This is a genomic window from Streptomyces sp. NPDC126499 (genome assembly GCF_040302485.1).
Taxonomy (GTDB): domain Bacteria; phylum Actinomycetota; class Actinomycetes; order Streptomycetales; family Streptomycetaceae; genus Streptomyces.
Map to the genome: position 1 here is coordinate 62680 of NZ_JBEOUO010000001.1, position 20549 is coordinate 83228.

At 73.4% G+C, this 20549-nt stretch carries 17 protein-coding genes; 7 read left to right on the top strand and 10 right to left on the bottom strand.

Annotated features, from left to right (window positions below; genetic code table 11):
• Positions 1–8: 8 nt before the first annotated feature.
• The 10 genes from ABTZ91_RS00390 to ABTZ91_RS00435 are packed head-to-tail and all read right to left on the bottom strand — an operon-like array spanning position 9 to position 10809.
• Complete coding sequence (locus tag ABTZ91_RS00390) at positions 9–1544, bottom strand: NADH-quinone oxidoreductase subunit N (RefSeq protein WP_352075259.1); 1536 nt, start codon at positions 1542–1544, stop codon at positions 9–11.
• A 47-nt stretch (positions 1545–1591) separates the two neighbouring features.
• Positions 1592–3145: an NADH-quinone oxidoreductase subunit M gene (locus ABTZ91_RS00395; protein WP_352075260.1), complete on the bottom strand. Its 1554-nt coding sequence runs from the start codon at positions 3143–3145 to the stop codon at positions 1592–1594.
• 27 nt (positions 3146–3172) lie between these two features.
• Positions 3173–5173, bottom strand: coding sequence for an NADH-quinone oxidoreductase subunit L (locus ABTZ91_RS00400; protein ID WP_352074859.1), 2001 nt, complete (start codon positions 5171–5173; stop codon positions 3173–3175).
• Positions 5170–5529 (bottom strand): NADH-quinone oxidoreductase subunit NuoK, encoded by a 360-nt coding sequence (gene nuoK / locus ABTZ91_RS00405; protein ID WP_352074860.1) that lies wholly within the window; start codon positions 5527–5529, stop codon positions 5170–5172. Before nuoK ends, ABTZ91_RS00400 begins: the two co-directional genes overlap by 4 nt.
• A complete protein-coding gene (locus tag ABTZ91_RS00410) occupies positions 5529–6092 on the bottom strand; it encodes an NADH-quinone oxidoreductase subunit J (protein ID WP_352074861.1) in 564 nt (187 codons plus the stop codon). The genes nuoK and ABTZ91_RS00410 overlap by 1 nt, the downstream gene beginning before the upstream one ends.
• Positions 6089–6712 carry an NADH-quinone oxidoreductase subunit I gene (locus tag ABTZ91_RS00415; protein ID WP_352074862.1) on the bottom strand — a complete coding sequence of 208 codons (624 nt, stop codon included), beginning with the start codon at positions 6710–6712 and terminating at the stop codon, positions 6089–6091. The genes ABTZ91_RS00410 and ABTZ91_RS00415 overlap by 4 nt, the downstream gene beginning before the upstream one ends.
• Entirely contained in the window at positions 6712–7683 is a 972-nt protein-coding gene (locus ABTZ91_RS00420) for a complex I subunit 1 family protein (RefSeq protein WP_352074863.1), read from the bottom strand. The genes ABTZ91_RS00415 and ABTZ91_RS00420 overlap by 1 nt, the downstream gene beginning before the upstream one ends.
• Positions 7680–9758, bottom strand: coding sequence for an NADH-quinone oxidoreductase subunit C (locus ABTZ91_RS00425; protein ID WP_352074864.1), 2079 nt, complete (start codon positions 9756–9758; stop codon positions 7680–7682). Before ABTZ91_RS00425 ends, ABTZ91_RS00420 begins: the two co-directional genes overlap by 4 nt.
• Entirely contained in the window at positions 9755–10390 is a 636-nt protein-coding gene (locus ABTZ91_RS00430; protein ID WP_352074865.1) for an NADH-quinone oxidoreductase subunit B family protein, read from the bottom strand. Before ABTZ91_RS00430 ends, ABTZ91_RS00425 begins: the two co-directional genes overlap by 4 nt.
• Entirely contained in the window at positions 10381–10809 is a 429-nt protein-coding gene (locus tag ABTZ91_RS00435) for an NADH-quinone oxidoreductase subunit A (RefSeq protein WP_407077871.1), read from the bottom strand. Before ABTZ91_RS00435 ends, ABTZ91_RS00430 begins: the two co-directional genes overlap by 10 nt.
• Before the next feature lie 161 nt (positions 10810–10970).
• On the opposite strand from ABTZ91_RS00435, the gene ABTZ91_RS00440 reads away from it, so the two are divergent.
• The 7 genes from ABTZ91_RS00440 (at position 10971) to ABTZ91_RS00470 (ending at position 20514) form a co-directional block, all read left to right on the top strand.
• Positions 10971–12332 (top strand): sensor domain-containing protein, encoded by a 1362-nt coding sequence (locus ABTZ91_RS00440; RefSeq protein ID WP_352074867.1) that lies wholly within the window; start codon positions 10971–10973, stop codon positions 12330–12332.
• A 374-nt stretch (positions 12333–12706) separates the two neighbouring features.
• Positions 12707–13993, top strand: a complete 1287-nt coding sequence (locus tag ABTZ91_RS00445; protein ID WP_352074868.1) for a sensor domain-containing protein — start codon at positions 12707–12709, stop codon at positions 13991–13993.
• A gap of 164 nt (positions 13994–14157) precedes the next feature.
• On the top strand, positions 14158–14811 hold the full coding sequence (locus ABTZ91_RS00450; RefSeq protein WP_352075261.1) for a response regulator transcription factor: 654 nt from the start codon (positions 14158–14160) through the stop codon (positions 14809–14811).
• Between the two features lie 341 nt (positions 14812–15152).
• Positions 15153–17090 (top strand): 2-oxoacid:acceptor oxidoreductase subunit alpha, encoded by a 1938-nt coding sequence (locus ABTZ91_RS00455; RefSeq protein ID WP_352074869.1) that lies wholly within the window; start codon positions 15153–15155, stop codon positions 17088–17090.
• The gene (locus ABTZ91_RS00460; protein WP_352074870.1) at positions 17083–18135 is read left to right on the top strand and encodes a 2-oxoacid:ferredoxin oxidoreductase subunit beta; all 1053 of its coding nucleotides are present in this window, start codon (positions 17083–17085) and stop codon (positions 18133–18135) included. The genes ABTZ91_RS00455 and ABTZ91_RS00460 overlap by 8 nt, the downstream gene beginning before the upstream one ends.
• 306 nt (positions 18136–18441) lie before the next feature.
• Complete coding sequence (gene rarD / locus ABTZ91_RS00465; RefSeq protein WP_352074871.1) at positions 18442–19548, top strand: EamA family transporter RarD; 1107 nt, start codon at positions 18442–18444, stop codon at positions 19546–19548.
• Positions 19549–19644: 96 nt separating this feature from the next.
• The gene (locus ABTZ91_RS00470) at positions 19645–20514 is read left to right on the top strand and encodes a mechanosensitive ion channel family protein (protein ID WP_352075262.1); all 870 of its coding nucleotides are present in this window, start codon (positions 19645–19647) and stop codon (positions 20512–20514) included.
• The last annotated feature ends 35 nt before the right edge of the window (positions 20515–20549 follow it).

Genomic DNA, 20549 nt, shown 5'->3' on the forward strand with positions numbered 1-20549 from the left:
GTGGGGGGTCAGAAGAGGCTGTTCGCCGCGAAGCGGAGGGCGAACTGCGGATAGCCCGACAGCACGACGCCCGCGAGGGCCGTGAGGGCGATCGCCAGGGTGACCGGCGCGGTGGCCCGCTGCGGCACGGACACCCCCTCCGGCGCGCGGAAGAGCAGCGCCGTCCACCGCAGGTAGTAGTAGAGGGCGATCACGACGTTGACGCCCATGATCACGGCGAGCCAGCCGAGGCCCGCGTCGACGGCCGCCGAGAAGACGGTCACCTTCGCGAAGAGACCGATGATACCCGGGGGCAGCCCGGCCAGGTTCAGCAGGAAGAAGCCCAGGGCGAGGGCGGCGGCCGGGCTCGCCGCGTACAGGCCGCGATAGTCGGAGATCCGGTTCTGCGGGTTCGCACGTGCGACGAGCGCGAGGACCGCGAAGGCGCCGAGGTTCACGACCGCGTACATCAGGGCGTACGCGACGGTCGCGCCGATCTGGTCGTCGCTGGAGTACGCGGCGGCGGCGATCGGCACCAGGAGGTAGCCGGCCTGGGCGACGGAGGACCAGGCGAGCAGCCGTACCGCGCTCCACGCGCGCGTGGAGACCTGGCGCAGGGCGGCCACGTTGCCGACGGTCATGGTCAGGGCGGCGAGGACGGCGAGCGCCGGACCCCACACGTCAGCGTAGGTGGGGAAGGCGACGACGGTGACGAGGATGAGGCCGGTGAAGCCGACGGCCTTGCCGACCACGGAGAGGTAGGCGGCGACGGGCAGCGGGGCGCCGACGTAGGTGTCGGGCACCCAGAAGTGGAAGGGGACGGCCGCCGTCTTGAAGGCGAAGCCGACGAGGGCGAGCGCCACGCCGGCCTGGGCGATCGTCTGCAGCTGGTCCGGCACGTCGCCGAGGCGCTGGGCGACCTCGGTGAGGTGCAGGGTGCCGGTGGCGGCGTAGACGAAGCTGACGCCGAGCAGGGTCACGGCGGTCGCGGTCACGGAGGAGAGGAAGAACTTCAGCGCCGACTCGCCGGACATGCGGTCGCCGCGCTTGAGGCCGACCAGCGCGAACGCGGGCAGCGAGGCCACTTCGAGGGCGACGACGAGGGTCGCCAGGTCGCGGGACGCGGGCAGCAGGGCGGCGCCGGCCGCGGAGGCCAGCAGCAGGAACCAGAACTCGCCGGCCGGCAGCCTCTTCCGGGTGTCGGCGAACGAGAGCAGTCCGGTGAGCAGCGCGCCGGCGAGCACCAGGAACTGGATGACCAGGGTGAAGTGGTCGGCGGTGTAGCTGCAGGCGCGGAGCTGGGTGTCGGCGGTGAGGCAGAAGGTCGAGCGGTCACCGGCGCGCAGCGGGACGAGCAGGACGAGCGCGGCGGCCAGGCCGGCGACCGAGGTCCAGCCGAGGAGCTGCTTGCGCCCGGCGGGCACGAAGAGGTCGGCGACGAGGACGGCGAGGGCGACCACGGCGACCAGGGTGGGCGGCGCGATCGCGAGCCAGTCGACGGACTGGACGAGGTCGGCGGACTGGACGAGGTCGGCGGACCGGGCCAGACCGGTGGACCGGGCCAGGTCGGTGGACCGGGCCAGGTCGGCGGCGGCGGGGGCGGTCACGGGGCTCACTGGGTGCCTCCGGCGAGGAGCTGCTGGACGGCCGGGTCGGTGAGGCCGAGGAGGACCGCGGGCCAGAGTCCGGCGAGGACGGTGAGGGCGACGAGCGGGGTCCAGGCGGCGAGCTCGTACCCCTGGACGTCGGCGATCGCCGCCTCGCCGGCCGGGCGGGGGCCGCCCATGCAGACGCGGCGGACGACGACGAGGAGGTAGGCGGCGGTCAGGAGGGTGCCGAAGGCGCCGATCGCCGTGTAGGTGAGGAAGGCGGGGCGGCTGAGGCCCGCGGCCGGGTCGAAGGCGCCGAACAGGGCCAGCATCTCGCCCCAGAAGCCGGCCAGGCCGGGCAGGCCGAGCGAGGCGACGGCGGCGAAGGCGAGGAGCGCGCCGAGGCGCGGGGCGCGGCCGTAGAGGGCGGCGCCGGTGGCCCCGGCGAGGGTGTCGAGGTCGGCGGTGCCGTAGCGGTCCTTGACGGCGCCGGCGAGGAAGAAGAGCAGGCCGGTGACGAGACCGTGGGCGATGTTGGCGAAGAGGGCGCCGTTGACGCCGGTGGGGGTCATGGTGGCGATGCCGAGCAGCACGAAGCCCATGTGGCCGACGGAGGAGTACGCGATCAGGCGCTTGAGGTCGCCCTTGGCGCCGGGCCTGGCGAGGGCGAGGCAGGCGAGCGATCCGTAGATGATCCCGGCGACGGCGAAGGCGGCGAGGTACGGGGCGAAGGTGCGCATGCCGTCGGGGGCGATCGGCAGCACGATCCGCACGAAGCCGTACGTGCCCATCTTCAGGAGCACACCGGCGAGGAGGACGGAGCCGACGGTCGGGGCGGCGGTGTGGGCGTCCGGCAGCCAGCTGTGCAACGGCCACATCGGGGTCTTCACGGCCAGCCCGATCCCGATCGCGAGAACGGCGATGACCTGCACCGACGCGGTCAGTCCGCGGCCGTTGTCAGTGGCGAGTGCCACCATGTCGAACGTGCCCGCCTTCAGGCCCACGAGGAGGAGACCGAGCAGCATGACGACGGAGCCGAGCAGCGTGTAGAGGACGAACTTCCAGGCGGCGGCCTGCCTGCCCTCGCCGCCCCAGCGGGCGATGAGGAAGTACATCGGGATGAGGACCATCTCGAAGGCCAGGAAGAACAGCACGAGGTCGAGGACGGCGAAGGTCGCCAGGGTGCCGGACTCGAGGACCAGGAGCAGGGCGACGAAGGCCTTGGGCGCGGGGCCTGTGGGGGGCTTGAAGTAGCTGTACAGCGCGCACAGGAAGGTGAGCAGCGCGGTCAGGACGAGAAGGGGGAGGGAGATGCCGTCGACACCGAGGTGGATGCGCACGTCGAGTGCCCTGATCCAGCTGATGTCGGTCGTGGCCTGCATCGTCGAGGGGTGGTCGTGGTCGAAGCCGAGGGCGAGGACGACCGTGGCGAGCAGGACGGCGCCGGTGACGGTGACGCCGTGGCGGAGCACGGCCTGGTCGGGTGACGATCCCTTCAGGCCGGGCGGGGCCGGCAGGAGGGCGGCCACGGCGCCGACGAGCGGGCCGGCGACGATCAACGCGAGAAGGAACTGCATCACGGATTCGCTGATATCGATCACGGCTCACGCTCCGGCGGCGACGTTGGCGAGGACGACGGCGACGATCGCCAGGACGACGGAGCCGGCGAGCAGGGCGCTGAGGTAGGTCTGCACGTTGCCCGTCTGGGCGCGGCGGACGAGCCAGCCGAGGCCCCTGGCGCTGTCGCCCGCGCCGCGTACGTAGGTGTCGACGACCTCGCGGTCCAGGAAGCGGACCAGGGAGGCGGCGGCGAGGACGGGGCGGACGAAGAGCGTCCGGTAGACGGCGTCCAGGCGGAAGCCGGCGGCAGCCGCGCTGTGGAGCGGGCCGAGCAGGGCGCGGCCGGGGTCGGCCGGGTCCGGGGCCGAGGCGACGTCCCCGTAGGCGGGGGCGTGGCTCGCGATGGCCTCCGCCTCGACCAGGCCGGCGTCGCCCTCGGGATGGGCGGCGACGGCGCCGAGCGGGGTGCGGGCCGCGAGGGCGCGGGTGCGCTGCCAGACCGCGTAGGTGACGGCGGCGCCGACGACGGCGAGACCGGTGCCGAGGACGGCGGTGGTGACGGTCGGGGTCAGCGGGTGGCCGTCGAACCAGTCGTCGAGGTGGCCGGCGGTCAGTCCGAAGCCGAGGGAGGGGACGGCGAGGACCCACAGGACGGCCGTCATCGTGACGGGCTGGCGGCCGTGGTCCGGGGCTTCGGCGCCCCGGCCGCGGAAGGCGAGCAGCCACAGGCGGGCGGCGTACGCGGCGGTGAGCAGCGCCGTCAGCAGGCCGGCGACGAGCACGATCCAGCCGGCGCCGGCGGGGGCGACGGTCCGGTCGCCGACGGCGGTGTGCTCGGCGGCGACGAGGACGGCTTCCTTGGAGAAGAAGCCGGCGAACGGCGGGATCGCGGCGAGCGCGAGGAGGCCGACGGTCATCGTCCAGTAGGCGTCCGGGACGCGCTTGGTCAGTCCGCTCATGCGGGACATGGCCGAGAGCGAGTTGGTGCCGGCGGCGTGGATGACCGCACCGGCGGCGAGGAAGAGCAGCGCCTTGAAGGCGCCGTGCGACAGGAGGTGGAAGACGGCGGCCCCGCGGTCGGCGACGGCGAGGGCGCCCGCCATGTAGCCGAGCTGGCCGATCGTCGAGTAGGCGAGGACCCGCTTGATGTCGTCCTGGGCGAGCGCGGCGAGCGCCGAGCCGACCATGGTGACCGCGGCCATGACGGCGAGCACGGTCAGCGCGGCGCCGGAGGCGGCGAAGACCGGCAGCAGCCGGGCGACGAAGTAGACGCCGGCGGCGACCATCGTCGCCGCGTGGATCAGCGCGGAGACGGGGGTGGGGCCGGCCATGGCGTCGGGGAGCCAGGTGTGCAGCGGGAACTGGGCGGACTTGCCCGCCACGCCCGCGAGGAGCAGCAGCGCCACCAGGGTGGGGTGGTCGAGGCCGCCGCTCGCGACCGCGCCGAGCACGCCGGTGATGCGGAAGGTGCCCGCGTCGACGGCCAGCGCGAACAGGCCGATCAGGAAGGGCACGTCACCGAGCTTGGTGACGAGGAAGGCCTTTAGGGAGGCCGAGCGGGCCTCGGGGGTTTCCCAGTAGTGCCCGACGAGGAAGTACGAGCAGATGCCCATGATCTCCCAGCCGACCAGGAGCACCATCAGGTCGCCGGAGTAGACGACGAGCAGCATCGCGGAGGTGAAGAGGGAGACCAGCGCCGCGTACGAGGGGTAGCGGGGGTCGTCGCGCAGATAGCCGGTCGAGTAGATCTGCACGCAGGTGGCGACCACGCCGACCAGGACGGCGACGACGGCGGCGAAGCCGTCGATGTGCAGGGCCAGGTCGATGGGGACGGAGCCGGTGGGGGTGAGCTGGGTGGCGGCGTCGATGGCCTTCTCGCCGCCCTGCCGGAGGGCGACGAGCACGGCGAGGACGGCCGCGGCCAGCGTCGGGAGCACGGCGAGCGGGCGCACGAAGCCGGGGGCGGTCCGGCCGAGGAGCAGCCCGGCGGCGGAGCCGAGGAAGGGGAGGAGGGGGACGAGGACGGCGAGGGTCGTGGTGGTCACGCGGTGGCCTCGGCCTTCTCGTCGGCGGACGGCGTTTCCTCGGTGCCGCGGGGCTCGGCCGTGTCACGGAGGCGGTCGACGTCGGCGGTGCCGCGGTTGCGGTGGACCATCAGGACGATCGCGAGACCGATGCCGATCTCCGCGGCGGCGATGGCGATGGTGAAGAGGGTGAGGGCCTGGCCCGCGTGGAGGGCGTCGCGGAGCCACACGTCGAAGGCGACCAGGTTGAGGTTGACGGCGTTGAGCATGAGCTCGACGGACATCAGGACCAGGATCGCGTTGCGGCGGGCGAGGACTCCGTACAGGCCGACGGAGAACAGCAGGGCGGCGAGGACGGCCGGGTAGGCGAGGTGCATCAGCCTTCCTCTCCGTTCTTCTTCCGGGACAGGACGATGGCGCCGACGAGGGCGGCGAGCAGCAGCACGGACAGCGCCTCGAAGGGCAGCACCCAGTGCCGGAAGAGGATCTCGCCGGAGACCTTGGTGGAGCCCTGGGCGGGTCCGTCGAGGTCGATCCACGTGGTGCGGAACGCGTCCACGACCACCCACACCAGGGCGGCCGCGGCGGCCAGCGCGACGGCGACGGCGACCGGGCGGTTGCCCGAGTCGGAGTCCGGGGAGCGGCCGATGGGGGCCTTGGTGAGCATGAGGCCGAAGAGGAGGAGGACGACGACGGAACCGACGTAGATCAGCACCTGTACCCAGGCGATGAACTCGGCGGTGAGCAGCAGGTACTCGACGGCGAGGCCGCCGAGCGCCACGACCAGCCACAGGGCGGCGTGGACGAGTTGCTTGGTGGTGACGGTGACGAGGGCCGCGCCGAGGGTGACGAGTCCGACGAGGAGGAAGGCGATCTCGACGCCGGTGGGCGAGAGGAAGCCGGGCGTCTGGGCGGCGAGGGTCACGGGGCTCGGGGTCACTGCGGGCCCTCCTGCCGGGGCGCGTCGGCGGGGGTCTCGGCAGGGGTCTCGGCAGGGGTTTCGGCGGCGGCCCGGGCGGCGGCCTCGGCGGCCGCGGCTTGGGCGGCGGCCTTCTCCGCCGCCTTGCGGGCCGCGGCGAACTCCTTCGGCTCCTCCGCGCGCGGGTCGAGCGCGGGCGGCTCCGGCACCGTCCACATCCACTCGCGCAGCTTGTCGCGCTCGTGGGTCAGCTCGTGGATGTCGGTCTCCGCGTACTCGAACTCGGGCGACCAGAACAGCGCGTCGAAGGGGCACACCTCGATGCAGATGCCGCAGTACATGCACAGCGAGAAGTCGATCGCGAAGCGGTCGAGGACGTTGCGGCTGCGCTCGCGGCCGCCGGGGGCGGCCGGCGGGACCGTCTCCTTGTGGGAGTCGATGTAGATGCACCAGTCGGGGCACTCGCGGGCGCACAGCATGCACACCGTGCAGTTCTCCTCGAACAGCCCGATGACCCCGCGGGTGCGGGGCGGCAGCTCGGGCTGGGCGTCCGGGTACTGCGCGGTGACGTTCTTGCGGGTCATCGTCCGCAGGGTGACGGCGAGGCCCTTGGCGAGGCCGGAGCCGGGAATGGGAGGCATTACTGGATCGCCACCTTCACGATGCCGGTGAGCGCGATCTGCGCGAGGGCGAGCGGGACGAGCGTCGTCCAGGCGAGCTTCTGGAGCTGGTCCTCGCGCAGGCGGGGGTAGGACACCCGGAGCCAGATCACGACGAAGGCCAGGACGGCGGTCTTGAGCAGGGTCCAGAACAGGCCCCAGCCGAGACCGTCGCCGAAGGGGCCGTGCCAGCCGCCGAGGAAGAGGACGGTGGTCAGACCGCACAGGACGACGATGCCGGCGTACTCGGCGAGCAGGAAGAGCGCGAAGCGCAGACCGGTGTACTCGGTGTACGCGCCGAAGATGATCTCCGAGTCGGCGACGGGCATGTCGAACGGGGGCCGCTGGAGCTCGGCGAGACCGGCGGTGAAGAAGACGAGCGCGCCGACGATCTGCCAGGGCAGCCACCACCACGCGAAGGCGTCCAGGATCCCCGGCAGCGAGACGGTGCCGGCCGCCATCGCGACGGAGGCGGCGGCGAGCAGCATCGGCAGCTCGTACGCGAGCAGCTGCGCGGCGGTACGGAGCGCGCCGAGCAGCGAGAACTTGTTCGCCGACGCCCACCCGGCCATCAGGCTCCCGAGCACCCCGACGCCCATCACGGCCAGCACGAAGAACACGCCGGCGTCGACGACCTGCCCGACGGCGCCCTCGCCGGGGGCGATCGGGATCGCGACGAGCACGAGGAGATACGGGAGGAGCGCGACGGCCGGCGCGAGCTGGAAGATCCGCCGGTCGGCGTTGGCCGGTACGACGTCCTCCTTCTGCGCGAACTTCACCCCGTCGGCGACGAGCTGCGCCCACCCGTGGAACCCACCCGCGTACATGGGCCCGAGCCGGCCCTGCATGTGCGCCATGACCTTGTGCTCGGTCTGCCCGACGACGAGCGGCAGCACGAGGAAGACGGCGAAGACGACGAGCAGCCGGAGGGCGACGTCGAGTACGTCGTTCACGCGGGATCGCCTCCGGCGGGGTCGGTGGGGGTCGGGGGGCCGGCGGGGGGCCGCGGGGTGCGGCCTTCGCCGGGAGCGGACGGCGGGGCGTCCGGGGCGGTGCCGTCGTCGGGGGCGGCTTGGCGGGGGGCGCCGTGCGGGGCGGTGCCGTCGGCGTGGCCCTGGGCGGGCGCGGCATCCGGTCCGGCTTGGCCGGGGGCGCCAGCCGAGCCGGTGCCGTCCGCGTCGCCCTTGGCGGGCGGGACGTCCAGTCTGGTTTCACCAGGAGCGTCCGGGGCGGCTACACCGGGAGCCTCCGGAGCGGCTTCGCCGGGGCCGTCGCCCTGGGCGGTGCGGTCCCCGTCGCCCTGGGCGGTGCCGTCCACGTCGCCCTGGGCGGGCGGGGCGTCCGGGGCGGCCTCGCCGGGGGCGCCACCCGAGGCGGTGCGGTCCGCGTCGCCCTGGGCCGGCGCGGCGTCCGGTCCGGCTTCGCCCGGGCCGTCGCCCTGGGCCGGCGCGGCGTCCCGTCCGGCTTCGACCGGGCCGTCGCCCGGCGCGGGCGCAGCCTTCGAGGCGGGCGCGGCATCCGGTCCGGCTTCGCCCGGGCCGTCGCCCTGGGCCGGCGCGGCGTCCCGTCCGGCTTCGCCCGGGCCGTCGCCCTGGGCCGGCGCGGCGTCCCGTCCGGCTTCGCCCGGGCCGTCGCTCGGCGCGGGCGCGGCGTCCGGGGCGGTGCCGTCCGCGTCGCCCTGGGCCGGCGCGGCCTTCGAGGCGGGGGCCGGGGGCTCGGCGGAGTCGGCCTCCCCGGCCGTGGGGCGAGCGGCTTCGCCCTCGGCGGCGGCCGGGGCGGCCGGGACGGCCTTCGGGCCGGTGGCCGGGGCCTCGGTGGTCGGCTCGTCGTCGAATGCCGGGCGGGCGTGGTGCCACGGGGCGTCGGAGCTACGGGTACGGGGTGCGGGCGCAGGACGCTGCTGCGCCGCCGCGCGCTGGCTCGCGGAACCCGCGCCGGCGCTGCGGTTGCGGCGCGGACCGGCAGGGGCTGCATCCGGGTTCACCGCGGCGGACGGGTCCGCCGCACCGGTCACCGGCGTATCCGGCGCCTGAGCGCCCTGAGCGCCCTGAGCGCCCTGGACTGTCGAAGCGTCCGCCACCTCGGAGGCGGCGGCGGTCTCGGCGCGCTGGGTCGCCGAGCCCTCGCTCGCGCTCCGGGCGCGGCGCGGACCGGCGGCGGGGGCGTCCGCCGCAGGCGTCTCCGCGCGCTGGCTCGCCGAGCCGGCACTCGCGCTCCGCGCCCGGCGCGGACCGGCCGGGGTCGCACCAGGCGTCGCCTCCGCCGGCTCGTCCACGGCAGCGGTCTCCGTGGCCTCCGTGCGCTGGCTCGCCGAGCCCGCGCTGACGCTCCGCGCCCGGCGCGGGCCGGCGGTGGGCGCCTCCGTGCCCTCCGCCGTGGGGCGGGGGCGGCGGGCGGGGCGGTCGGCGGCGGCCGTGGCCCCGCGGGCGGGGCGGGTGGGGGCAGGGGGGAGCTGGCCCTTGAGGGGGCCCCACTCGTTGGGGTCGGGGACGCCCGGGGGAAGCATCTGGCGGCGCTTGGGGGCGTTGGGGTCGTGGGACTCGCCCGGTTCCTTGGCGCCCGGCCATGCCTTGGCCACGCGTGCGGCCAGGACGAAGTCCTTGCGCAGCGGGTGGCCCTCGAAGTTCTCCGGCAGGAGCAGGTGCACCAGGTGCGGGTGGTCGGTGAAGGTGACGCCGAACATCTCGTACGTCTCGCGCTCGTGCCACGCCGCTCCGGCGTAGACGGACACCGCGGAGGGGAGGGACGGGGAGGCGTGCGGGACCGTGGTGCGGAGCAGCAGGCGGCGGACGTGCCCCGCCTCCAGCGACGCCACGTGCGCGCACACGCGGAAGCCCGTGCCCGGCTCGTCGACCGCGCTCAGCCAGTCGAAGTACGTGCAGCCCAGCTTGTCCCGGGCGATCTCGAGCGCCGCGATCCACGAGCCGGTCGGGACGTCGACGGTCAGCAGGTCGTAGGCCCGCTCCGCCGTCGCCTCCTCGCCGAAGATCTCGGTGACGGCGTCGGGGAGGGTGTCGTACGGGTTCACCGGTCGTCACCGCCCGGCTTCGGCGGGGCCACCAGGCCGCTGGTCAGCTGCGACACCGACGGTGCCCCGGCCCCGGCCCCGGCCCCGGCTCCAGCTCCGGCCCCGGCTCCCGCCCCGGCCCCGTACCGCTCGCCCAGGTTCTCCCGCGCGATCTTCTCCTGGAGCTTGAGGATGCCCTGGAGCAGCGCTTCGGGGCGCGGCGGGCAGCCCGGCACGTACACGTCCACCGGGATGATCTGGTCGACGCCCTTGGTGACGGAGTACGAGTCCCAGTACGGGCCGCCGCAGTTCGAGCAGGCGCCGAAGGAGATGACGTACTTGGGCTCGGGCATCTGCTCGTACAGCCGCTTCACGGCGGGCGCCATCTTGTCCGTCACCGTGCCGGAGACGATCATCAGGTCGGCCTGGCGCGGGCCGGGCGCGAAGGGGATCACGCCGAGCCGGATGAAGTCGTGGCGGGCCATCGACGCGGCGATGAACTCGATCGCGCAGCAGGCGAGGCCGAAGTTGAACACCCAGAGGCTGTAGCGGCGGCCCCAGTTCAGGACCACCTTCATCGGCTCGGGGGCCAGACGGGCGAGCGGGCCGAGCTTCGGGGCGGGAAGGGGGGCGGGGAGCGGGGTCACGTCCATGTCAGGACGCCCTTCTTGTACGCGTAGAGCAGTCCCACGGCCAGGAAGCCGAGGAAGACGAACATCTCGACGAGGGTCGTCGCCCCGTAGCCGGGCGCGGCGAAGACCGTCGCCCAGGGGAAGAGGAAGATCGAGTCGACGGCGAAGATCACGTAGAGGAAGGCGTAGACGTAGTAGCGGACCTGGGTGTGGGCCCAGCCCTCGCCCACCGGGTCGACGCCGCACTCGTAGGTGAGGAGCTTCTCGGGGGTCGGTGCGACGGGGCGCAACAGCCGCCCGGCGCCGAAGGCGACCGCGACGAAGAGCACGCCGAGGACGGCCAGCAGGCCGACGACGGAGTACGTCTGGAAGTAGTCCGCCGCGTGGTCCGCCGCGTAACCCGTCGCGTGGTCCGCCGCGACAACGGTCGGTTCCCGCACGTCCGCCCCTCGGTCTCGGTGTCTCATCCCTCAGTGTTTACGCAGGCGAGTCTAGGCCCTGCTAAAGGGAGCGTAAGCAGTCGCGGTGGGGTTATCCCCCCTCCGCTCCCGGCACCCTTCCCCATGGCGTGTCCGGCCCCGCTACCGGCAGTCTTTCGGTCATGAGCGACCGCCGCACCGACACCCCCACCGACGCCCGGACCGCAGCCGGGGCCGACGCCCGGACCGCAGCCGGGGCCGACGCCCGGACCGAAGCGGGGGCCGACGCCGGGGCCGACGCCCGGGAAGCCCGGACCGAGGCCGGAACCGGAGCCGGGGCCGACGCCCGGGCCGAAGCCGGGACCGACGCCTCGCTGCCGCCCGCGCGGTTCGCCCTGGGCCGGCACACCTGGAAGGAGGTCGCGCACCTCCTCGCCGACCTCCCGTGCGCGCTCGCCGGTTTCCTGTACTCCGTGGTGACCGTCTCGCTCGGTGTGGGCCTCGCGGTCACGGTCGTCGGCCTGCCGCTGCTCGCGCTCGGCCTCTCCGGTGCGCGGGGCATGGCCCGGGCGGAACGGGCGCGGGCGCGCGGGCTGCTCGGTGTCCGGGTGGACGAGCCGAGCCGGCTGCCGCGCGGGGACGGGTTCTTCGGCTGGCTGTGGTCGTGCCTCAAGGACCCGGTGGCCTGGCGCAGTCAGCTGTACGGGTTCATCCGGCTGCCGTGGGGGGTGCTGACCTTCACGGTGACGCTGGTGTCGCTGTTCGTGCTGTGGCCGGTGCTGCCGTTCCTGGCGCGCGGGCTCGCCAACGTGGACCGGGCCCTGGTGCGCGGGCTGCTCTCGCCCTCCGACGAACTGGAGCGGCGGATCGCCGAGCTGGAGTCGGACCGGGGCGTGGTGGTCGACACCGCCGCCGCCGACCTGCGCCGCATCGAGCGCGACCTGCACGACGGCGCCCAGGCCCGGCTCGTCGCCCTCGCGATGGGGCTCGGGCTCGCGAAGGAGAAGCTCCTCGACGACCCGGAGGCGGCCGCCGCGATGGTCGACGAGGCGCACGGCGAGGTCAAGCTCGCCCTCCAAGAGCTGCGCGACCTGGCCCGCGGCATCCACCCGGCCGTCCTCACCGACCGCGGCCTCGACGCCGCGCTCTCCTCGATCGCCGCCCGCTGCACCGTCCCGGTGCGGGTCTCGGTCGATCTGGCCGAGCGGCCCGCGGAGGCGATCGAGGGCATCGCCTACTTCACCGTGTCCGAGCTGCTGCAGAACGTCTCCAAGCACGCGCGGGCCCGTTCCGCCTCGGTGGAGGTGTGGCGGGCGAAGGACCGGCTGATGCTCCAGGTCCGCGACGACGGCGTGGGCGGCGCGCGGCTCGACGGGGCACGTCCTGACGGCGGCGGGGGTACGGGGATGGCGGGGCTCGCGGAGCGGCTGGGCGCGGTCGACGGGGTCTTCGTCGTGGACTCGCCGGCGGGCGGGCCGACGGTGATCACGGCGGAACTGCCCTGGCGGGACCGCACCCCGCCGACGGCCGGAGCACGCCGGTAGGCCCCAGGGCGAAGGGCGAAGGGCGGAGCACGCCGGTAGGCCCCAGGGCGAAGGGCGAAGGGCGGAGCACGCCGGTAGGCCCCAAGAGCGGAGGGCGGAGGGCGGTGGTGCCGTCGACGGCGGCGGCGCCGGGAGGGCCCCTGCCCGGAGTGCCGCGGGAGAGCCGCCCTCCCCGAGCACGCTGGTAGTCCCCCGGCCCGACGCGACGGGAGCCACCCTGGCCGGAGCACGCCGCCAGACCCCCGCCCCGAGCCCCACGGTAGGGACAACCCCCGGTCGCAGACGCCCACCTTCCTCATGGTCCAAGCCCCTTCCCTCCCGCGAGGGTGGGAGTACTGACCGCAGCTCCCTCCCGGATGAGAAACGGACTCCCGATGGCCTCCCTCCGTCCCCCCGCCGCCGTCCGCGCGCCCTTCGAGGGGCGTACGTGGCGAGAGTTCGGCTACGTCCTGACCGGTCTGCCGCTGAGCGTCCTGTCCTTCTGTCTCGCCGTCACCCTCGTCTCGGCCGGTGCCGGGCTCCTGGTGACCTTCCTCGGCATCCCCGTCCTGGCCGGCGCGCTCACCGTCTGCCGGGGGTTCGGCGCGGTGGAGCGGGCGCGGGCGCGGGGGCTGCTGGGGCTCGACGTGCGGGCGCCGGAGCCGGTCCGGGGGCGGACCGGCGGGGCGCTGTCGTGGATGGGCGCGACGCTGAGGAGCGGGGCGTCCTGGCGGCACCTGCTCTACGCGCTCGCGCACTTCCCCTGGGCGGTCCTCACCTTCTCCGTGGGCGTGGCGCTGTGGGCGTGGGGCTGGGGCCTGTTCACGTATCCGCTGTGGCAGTGGGTGTTCCCGATGTACGCCGGTCAGGACGGGCTCCAGGTGTACGGGGACGAGACGCACGCCCTCTACCTCGACTCCCCGTTCGAGATCGCCGTCACCTCGCTGGTGGGCCTGGTCTTCGTGCTCGCCTGGCCGTGGGTGACGCGGGGCCTGGTGGCGGTCGACCGGCTGATGGTGTCGGGGCTGCTCGGACCGTCGCGGCTGGCCGACCGGGTCACGGAGCTGGAGTCGGACCGGGGCGTGGTCGTGGACACCGCCGCCGCCGACCTGCGCCGCATCGAGCGCGACCTGCACGACGGCGCCCAGGCCCGGCTCGTCGCTCTCGCGATGGATCTGGGCCTGGCGAAGGAGCGGCTGGCGCGGGATCCGCTGGCCGCGGCGGCGATGGTCGACGAGGCGCACGGCGAGGTCAAGCTCGCCCTCCAGGAGCTGCGCGACCTGGCCCGTGGCATCCACCCGGCCGTCCTCACCGACCGCGGCCTCGACGCCGCGCTCTCGGCGGTGGCCGCCCGCTGCACCGTCCCGGTGTCGGTGGAGGTGGACCTGCCGGGCCGGCCGGCCGCGTCGATCGAGGGCATCGCCTACTTCACGGTCTCCGAGCTGCTGCGGAACGTCTCCGAGCACGCGCGAGCCCGGCGGGCCTGGGTCGACGTGTGGCGGAGCGAGGACCGTCTGATGCTCCAGGTGCGGGACGACGGCGTGGGCGGTGCGGCCCCGGGGGCGGGGCGCGGCCTGGCGCGCCTGGCGGAACGGTTGGACGCGGTCGACGGCGTCCTGGCGGTCGACTCGCCGGCGGGCGGCCCGACGACGGTGACGGCGGAGCTGCCCTGGCGGGCCTGAGCCACCAGGGCCCCGGAACCCTCACGGCGCCCACCGCGTCCCTTCTGCTGCGATGCTGGGGATCACTCAGCTCGATCAGAAAGGCAGGGGCCGTGACGGACTTGGGGCCGGACAGGGGCGCGGCGTGGGGGTCCTCCCGGGAGGAGGCCCGAGAGGGCGTACGGGTGGTCATCGCCGAGGACTCGGTGCTGCTGCGCGAGGGGCTCACCCGTCTGCTGACCGATCTGGGGCACCAGGTGGTCGCCGGGGTCGGGGACGGGGAGGCGCTGGTGAAGACCGTGTCCGACCTCGCGGCGGAGGGGGCGCTGCCGGACGTGGTGGTGGCGGACGTCCGGATGCCGCCGACGCACACGGACGAGGGCGTCCGGGCGGCGGTGCGGCTGAGGAAGGAGCATCCGGGACTCGGGGTGCTGGTCCTTTCGCAGTACGTGGAGGAGCAGTACGCGACGGAGTTGCTGGCCGGATCCAGCACGGGCGTGGGCTATCTCCTGAAGGACCGGGTCGCCGAGGTCCGGGAGTTCGTGGACGCGGTGGTGCGGGTGGCCAGGGGCGGTACGGCGCTCGATCCGGAGGTGGTGGCGCAGCTGCTCGGCCGCAGCCGCAAGCAGGACGTGCTGGCGGTGCTGACCCCGCGTGAGCGTGAGGTCCTGGGGCTGATGGCGGAGGGCCGTACGAATTCGGCCATCGCGAAGCAGCTGGTGGTGAGCGACGGGGCGGTGGAGAAGCACATCGGGAACATCTTCCTGAAGCTGGGCCTGTCGCCGAGTGACGGGGATCACCGCCGGGTACTCGCGGTGTTGACCTACCTGAACTCCTGAGTACCTGACACCATGTCAGATACGGGGCGGCGGGGAACGGGCGACGCGCGGTCGCCGCTCCATCGCCGCTGATCACGGGCCGGTCCCCCTCCGTGACCGAGAATGAGCGGAGCGCGATCCTCCGGTGGACTCGGGGGCTCACGGAGAGCGACAATTGACGACGAAAGGGCGTGTCGGGGCGTCTCAAAACGCGGTCCACGACGCGAGAAGTCCCGGGACGGTCCACCTGACGGACGTAGGGTGGGCCACGGGACGACCGGGTCCACCGGCCGTCTCCCGAGCCTTCTCCGCGGGTGACGTCTCGACGGAGAGAACCCTTTCCGCGAGGGAGGTCCAGTTCAGTGACCAGCCAGGTCAGTAGCGAGGCCGGTGAGGCCCTGGTCGGGGAGCAGCGCACATCCCCGGCGACGGCCGATCACGGCTCCGCGAAGGAAGTCCGCCGGCTCGACCGGGTGATCATCCGCTTCGCGGGCGACTCCGGTGACGGCATGCAGCTCACGGGTGACCGGTTCACCTCGGAGACGGCGTCCTTCGGGAACGACCTCTCCACGCTGCCCAACTTCCCGGCCGAGATCCGGGCGCCCGCAGGCACCCTGCCGGGCGTGTCCTCGTTCCAGCTGCACTTCGCCGACCACGACATCCTGACCCCGGGCGACGCCCCGAACGTGCTGGTCGCGATGAACCCGGCCGCACTGAAGGCCAACATCGGGGACGTGCCGCGCGGCGGCGAGATCATCGTCAACACCGACGAGTTCGCCAAGCGGGCCATGGCGAAGGTCGGCTACGAGACGTCCCCGCTGGAGGACGGCTCGCTCGACGGCTACCAGGTCCATCCGGTGCCGCTGACCACGCTGACGGTCGAGGCCCTGAAGGACTTCGGGCTCTCCCGCAAGGAGGCCGAGCGCTCCAAGAACATGTTCGCGCTCGGACTGCTCTCCTGGATGTACCACCGGCCCACCGAGGGCACCGAGACCTTCCTGCGCCAGAAGTTCGCGAAGAAGCCCGAGATCGCCGAGGCGAACGTGGCCGCGTTCCGGGCCGGCTGGAACTTCGGCGAGACCACCGAGGACTTCGCCGTCTCCTACGAGGTCGCCCCCGCGACCCGGGCCTTCCCCACCGGCACGTACCGCAACATCTCCGGGAACCTGGCCCTGTCCTACGGTCTGATCGCCGCCGCCCGCCAGGCGGACCTGCCGCTCTACCTCGGCTCGTACCCGATCACGCCGGCCTCGGACATCCTGCACGAGCTGAGCCGGCACAAGAACTTCGGCGTGCGCACCTTCCAGGCCGAGGACGAGATCGCCGGCATCGGCGCGGCGCTCGGCGCCGCCTTCGGCGGCTCGCTCGCCGTCACCACCACCAGTGGCCCCGGCGTGGCGCTCAAGTCCGAGACGATCGGCCTCGCCGTCTCCCTCGAACTGCCGCTGCTCATCGTCGACATCCAGCGCGGCGGCCCGTCCACGGGTCTGCCCACCAAGACCGAGCAGGCCGACCTGCTCCAGGCCATGTACGGGCGCAACGGCGAGGCCCCGGTGCCCGTCGTCGCCCCGCGCACGCCCGCCGACTGCTTCGACGCGGCACTCGACGCGGCCCGGATCGCGCTCACCTACCGCACCCCGGTCCTGCTGCTGTCCGACGGATACCTCGCCAACGGCTCCGAGCCCTGGCGGATCCCGGAGGTCGACGAACTCCCCGACCTCACCACACCCTTCGCCACCGGCCCGAACCACACCCTCGCCGACGGCACCGAGGTCTTCTGGCCGTACAAGCGCGACCCGCAGACCCTCGCCCGGCCCTGGGCCCTGCCCGGCACCCCCGGCCTCGAACACCGCATCGGCGGCATCGAGAAGCAGGACGGCACCGGCAACATCAGCTACGACCCGGCCAACCACGACTTCATGGTCCGCACCCGGCAGGCCAAGGTCGACGGCATCGAGGTGCCCGACGTCGAGGTCGACGACCCGGACGGCGCGCGGACCCTCGTCCTCGGCTGGGGCTCGACCTACGGGCCGATCACCGCCGCCGTACGCCGGCTGCGGGCCGCCGGTCACCCCATCGCGCAGACCCACCTGCGCCACCTCAACCCCTTCCCGAAGAACCTCGGGGAGGTGCTGCGGCGCTACGAGAAGGTGGTCGTGCCCGAGATGAACCTGGGCCAGCTCGCCACCCTCGTCCGGGCGAAGTACCTCGTCGACGCCCGCAGCCACACCCAGGTCAACGGCATGCCGTTCAAGGCCGAGCAGCTCGCAGCCGCTCTGAAGGAGGCCATCGATGAGTGAGTCGCTCCTGCAGCTCGTGCCCAAGGCGGACGCCGCCCAGTCGATGAAGGACTTCAAGTCCGACCAGGAGGTGCGCTGGTGCCCCGGCTGCGGCGACTACGCCGTCCTCGCCGCCGTCCAGGGCTTCCTGCCCGAGCTCGGCCTGGCGAAGGAGAACATCGTCTTCGTCTCCGGCATCGGCTGCTCCTCCCGCTTCCCGTACTACATGAACACCTACGGGATGCACTCCATCCACGGCCGCGCGCCGGCCATCGCCACCGGCCTCGCGACCTCGCGCCGCGACCTGTCGGTGTGGGTGGTCACCGGTGACGGCGACGCGCTGTCCATCGGCGGCAACCACCTCATCCACGCACTGCGCCGCAACGTCAACGTGAAGATCCTGCTGTTCAACAACCGGATCTACGGCCTCACCAAGGGCCAGTACAGCCCCACCTCGGAGCTCGGCAAGGTCACCAAGTCGACCCCGATGGGCTCGCTCGACGCGCCCTTCAACCCGGTCTCGCTGGCGCTCGGCGCGGAGGCGTCGTTCGTGGCGCGGACCGTGGACTCCGACCGCAAGCACCTCACGGAGGTGCTGCGCCAGGCCGCCGAGCACAACGGCACCGCCCTGGTGGAGATCTACCAGAACTGCAACATCTTCAACGACGGCGCCTTCGAGGTCCTCAAGGACAAGGACCAGGCCAAGGAGGCGGTCATCCGCCTGGAGCACGGGCAGCCGATCCGCTTCGGCGCCGAGCTCGACAAGGGCGTCGTCCGCGACCCGGCCACCGGCGACCTGAAGGTCGTCACCGTGACGGCGGACAACGAGGACCGGATCCTGGTCCACGACGCCCACGCCGACTCCCCCACCACGGCCTTCGCCCTCTCCCGCCTCGCCGACCCCGACACCCTGCACCAGACGCCCATCGGGGTGTTCCGGTCGGTGGAGCGTCCGGTGTACGACACGCTGATGGCAGAGCAGCTGGAGAAGGCGGTGGAGCAGCAGGGCAAGGGCGACCTGGCGCAGCTGCTGACGGGCAAGGACACGTGGACGGTGGTGGGCTGACCCCGCCGGCTCCGGGACCCGGGTCCCGCTCTACGGACGGCCGCTCTCCTCAGGGAGGGCGGCCTTCGCGTTACCGGCCTCGCGCCTCGCACGTCATGGCCAGGACCGTATGACCGGGACCGTACGACCGGGACCGTATGACGGGACCGTATGACGAGGACGGTACGACCGGGGCCGTATGACCGGGACCGTACGACCGGCTTCGCATGGTCAGGACCGTATAGCGATACGGGCATGACAGGTGGGCCTGTGCGGCGCTACCGTCGACAGGACGCACGGCGCAGGGCCGGCAGGGCAGGAGGTCCGGTGAAGACGGAGCACGAGGCACGAGCAGGGCTGATCTACGGGATAGCCGCCTATGGCATCTGGGGCCTCTTCCCCCTCTACTGGCCGCTCCTCGAACCCGCCGGCGCGGTCGAGATCCTCGCCCACCGGATGGTCTGGTCGCTCGTCGTGGTCGGCCTCGCCCTGCTCGCGCTGCGCCGCTGGGGCTGGGTGCGCGAGCTGCTCGCCGACCCGCGCCGGCTCGGACTGATCACGCTCGCCGCCGGTCTCATCACGGTCAACTGGGGCGTCTACATCTGGGCCGTCAACGCCGGCCACGTCGTGGAGTCCTCGCTCGGCTACTTCATCAACCCGCTCGTCAGCATCGCCCTCGGCGTGCTGGTCCTCAAGGAGCGGCTGCGGCCCGCGCAGTGGGCGGCGGTCGGCATCGCGCTCGCGGCGGTCGTCGTGCTCGCGGTCGGTTACGGACGCCTGCCGTGGATCTCGCTCGTGCTCGCCTGCACCTTCGGCACCTACGGGCTGGTGAAGAAGAAGGTGAACATCGGCGGCCTGGAGTCGCTGGCCGCCGAGACCGCCGTCCAGTTCCTGCCCGCCTTCGGCTACCTCGTCTGGCTCGGCGCCCAGGGCGAGTCGACCTTCACCACCGAGGGCGCCGGGCACACCGCCCTGCTCGCGGCGACCGGCCTGGTGACGGCGCTGCCGCTGGTCTGCTTCGGCGCCGCGGCGATCCGCGTGCCGCTGTCGACCATCGGGCTGCTCCAGTACCTGGCCCCGGTCTTCCAGTTCCTCCTCGGCGTCCTCTACTTCCACGAGGCGATGCCGCCGGAGCGCTGGGCCGGCTTCTCGCTGGTGTGGCTGGCCCTGTCCCTCCTCAGCTGGGACGCCCTGCGCACGGCGCGGCGCAGCCGGGCGGCCCTGGCCGCGGCGGCGGCCGACGCGGCAGCGGCCGAAGTGGCGGCGGCCGAAGTGGCGGCGGCAGCGGCAGGGGCTCCGGTGGCCGAGGCGGCGGCAGCGGCAGGGGCTCCGACGGCCGACGCGACGGCAGCGGCGGCGGTTGACGCGGCGGCGGCGGCTCCGGCGGCCGATCCCGCCCCGCTTTCCACTCCATCGGCCCAGCCCGGCCGCTGACCGCGCGCGAGGGCGACCGGGCGGTGTTACGCAGGGAGTCCAGGGGCTCGCTCCCCGTGCGGGCCCGCCCCTCCTCCCGAGATGAGTGAACGCGCCATGTCGCAGCCCCTCGCCCTCTCGGTCGACTTCGGCAAGGGCTTCACGGACGCCTGGTCCGCGGTCGCCGAGTTCGTACCGAAATTCATCGGCTTCCTCGCGATCCTGCTCATCGGCTGGTTCGTGGCGAAGGTCATCGCCCGCGTCGCCGACCGCCTGCTGCGGAAGGTCGGCTTCGAGCGGATGGCCGAACGCTCCGGTGCCGCGAACGCCCTGAAGGGCTCGAAGTACGACGCCACCGGCATCATCGCCAAGATCCTCTACTACGCGATCCTGCTGATCGCGCTCCAGCTGGCCTTCGGCGTCTTCGGCCCCAACCCGGTCAGCGTCATGATCAACGGCATCGTCGCCTGGCTGCCCCGGGCGATCGTCGCCGTCGTCATCGTCGTCGTGGCGATGGCCATCGCCCGCGCCGTCCGGGACATCGTGACGGGCGCGCTCGGCCAGATGTCGTACGGCAAGGTCGTCGCGACGGCGGCCTGGGCCTTCATCGTCGCCCTCGGTGTGATCGCCGCGCTCAGCCAGGCGGGCATCGCCACCGCGATCACCGGCCCGGTTCTGACGGCCGTCCTCGCCATGATCGCCGGTGTGGTGATCGTCGGCGTCGGCGGCGGACTGATCACCCCGATGCGGTCCCGCTGGGAGCGCTGGCTCGCCGCCGCCGAGTCCGAGACCGGCCGCGCCAAGGACCAGATCTCCGCCTACCAGCGCGGTCGCCAGGACGCCCAGCGCGGGATGCCCGCCCCGCAGGAGCGGATGGAGCAGATGGAGCGCCGCCCCGGGCAGCAGCAGATGCCGGGCCAGGAGCCGCTTCCGGGCCAGGAGCCCGGCCAGGGTCCGCGCCGGGAGCCCCCGACGGACCCGATGTGACGGACCCGATGTGACGGACGCGATGTGAAGGACGC

Coding starts and splice junctions, on each gene's coding strand:
- ABTZ91_RS00395 (WP_352075260.1), bottom strand. CDS start 3,145: ATGCAGTTCCTTCTCGCGTTGATCGTCGCCGGCCCGCTCGTCGGCGCC.
- nuoK (WP_352074860.1), bottom strand. CDS start 5,529: ATGCACCTCGCCTACCCGGCCGTCCTCGCCGCCCTGCTGTTCTCCGTC.
- ABTZ91_RS00415 (WP_352074862.1), bottom strand. CDS start 6,712: ATGCCTCCCATTCCCGGCTCCGGCCTCGCCAAGGGCCTCGCCGTCACC.
- ABTZ91_RS00430 (WP_352074865.1), bottom strand. CDS start 10,390: ATGGACGTGACCCCGCTCCCCGCCCCCCTTCCCGCCCCGAAGCTCGGC.
- ABTZ91_RS00440 (WP_352074867.1), top strand. CDS start 10,971: ATGAGCGACCGCCGCACCGACACCCCCACCGACGCCCGGACCGCAGCC.
- ABTZ91_RS00445 (WP_352074868.1), top strand. CDS start 12,707: ATGGCCTCCCTCCGTCCCCCCGCCGCCGTCCGCGCGCCCTTCGAGGGG.
- ABTZ91_RS00460 (WP_352074870.1), top strand. CDS start 17,083: ATGAGTGAGTCGCTCCTGCAGCTCGTGCCCAAGGCGGACGCCGCCCAG.
- ABTZ91_RS00470 (WP_352075262.1), top strand. CDS start 19,645: ATGTCGCAGCCCCTCGCCCTCTCGGTCGACTTCGGCAAGGGCTTCACG.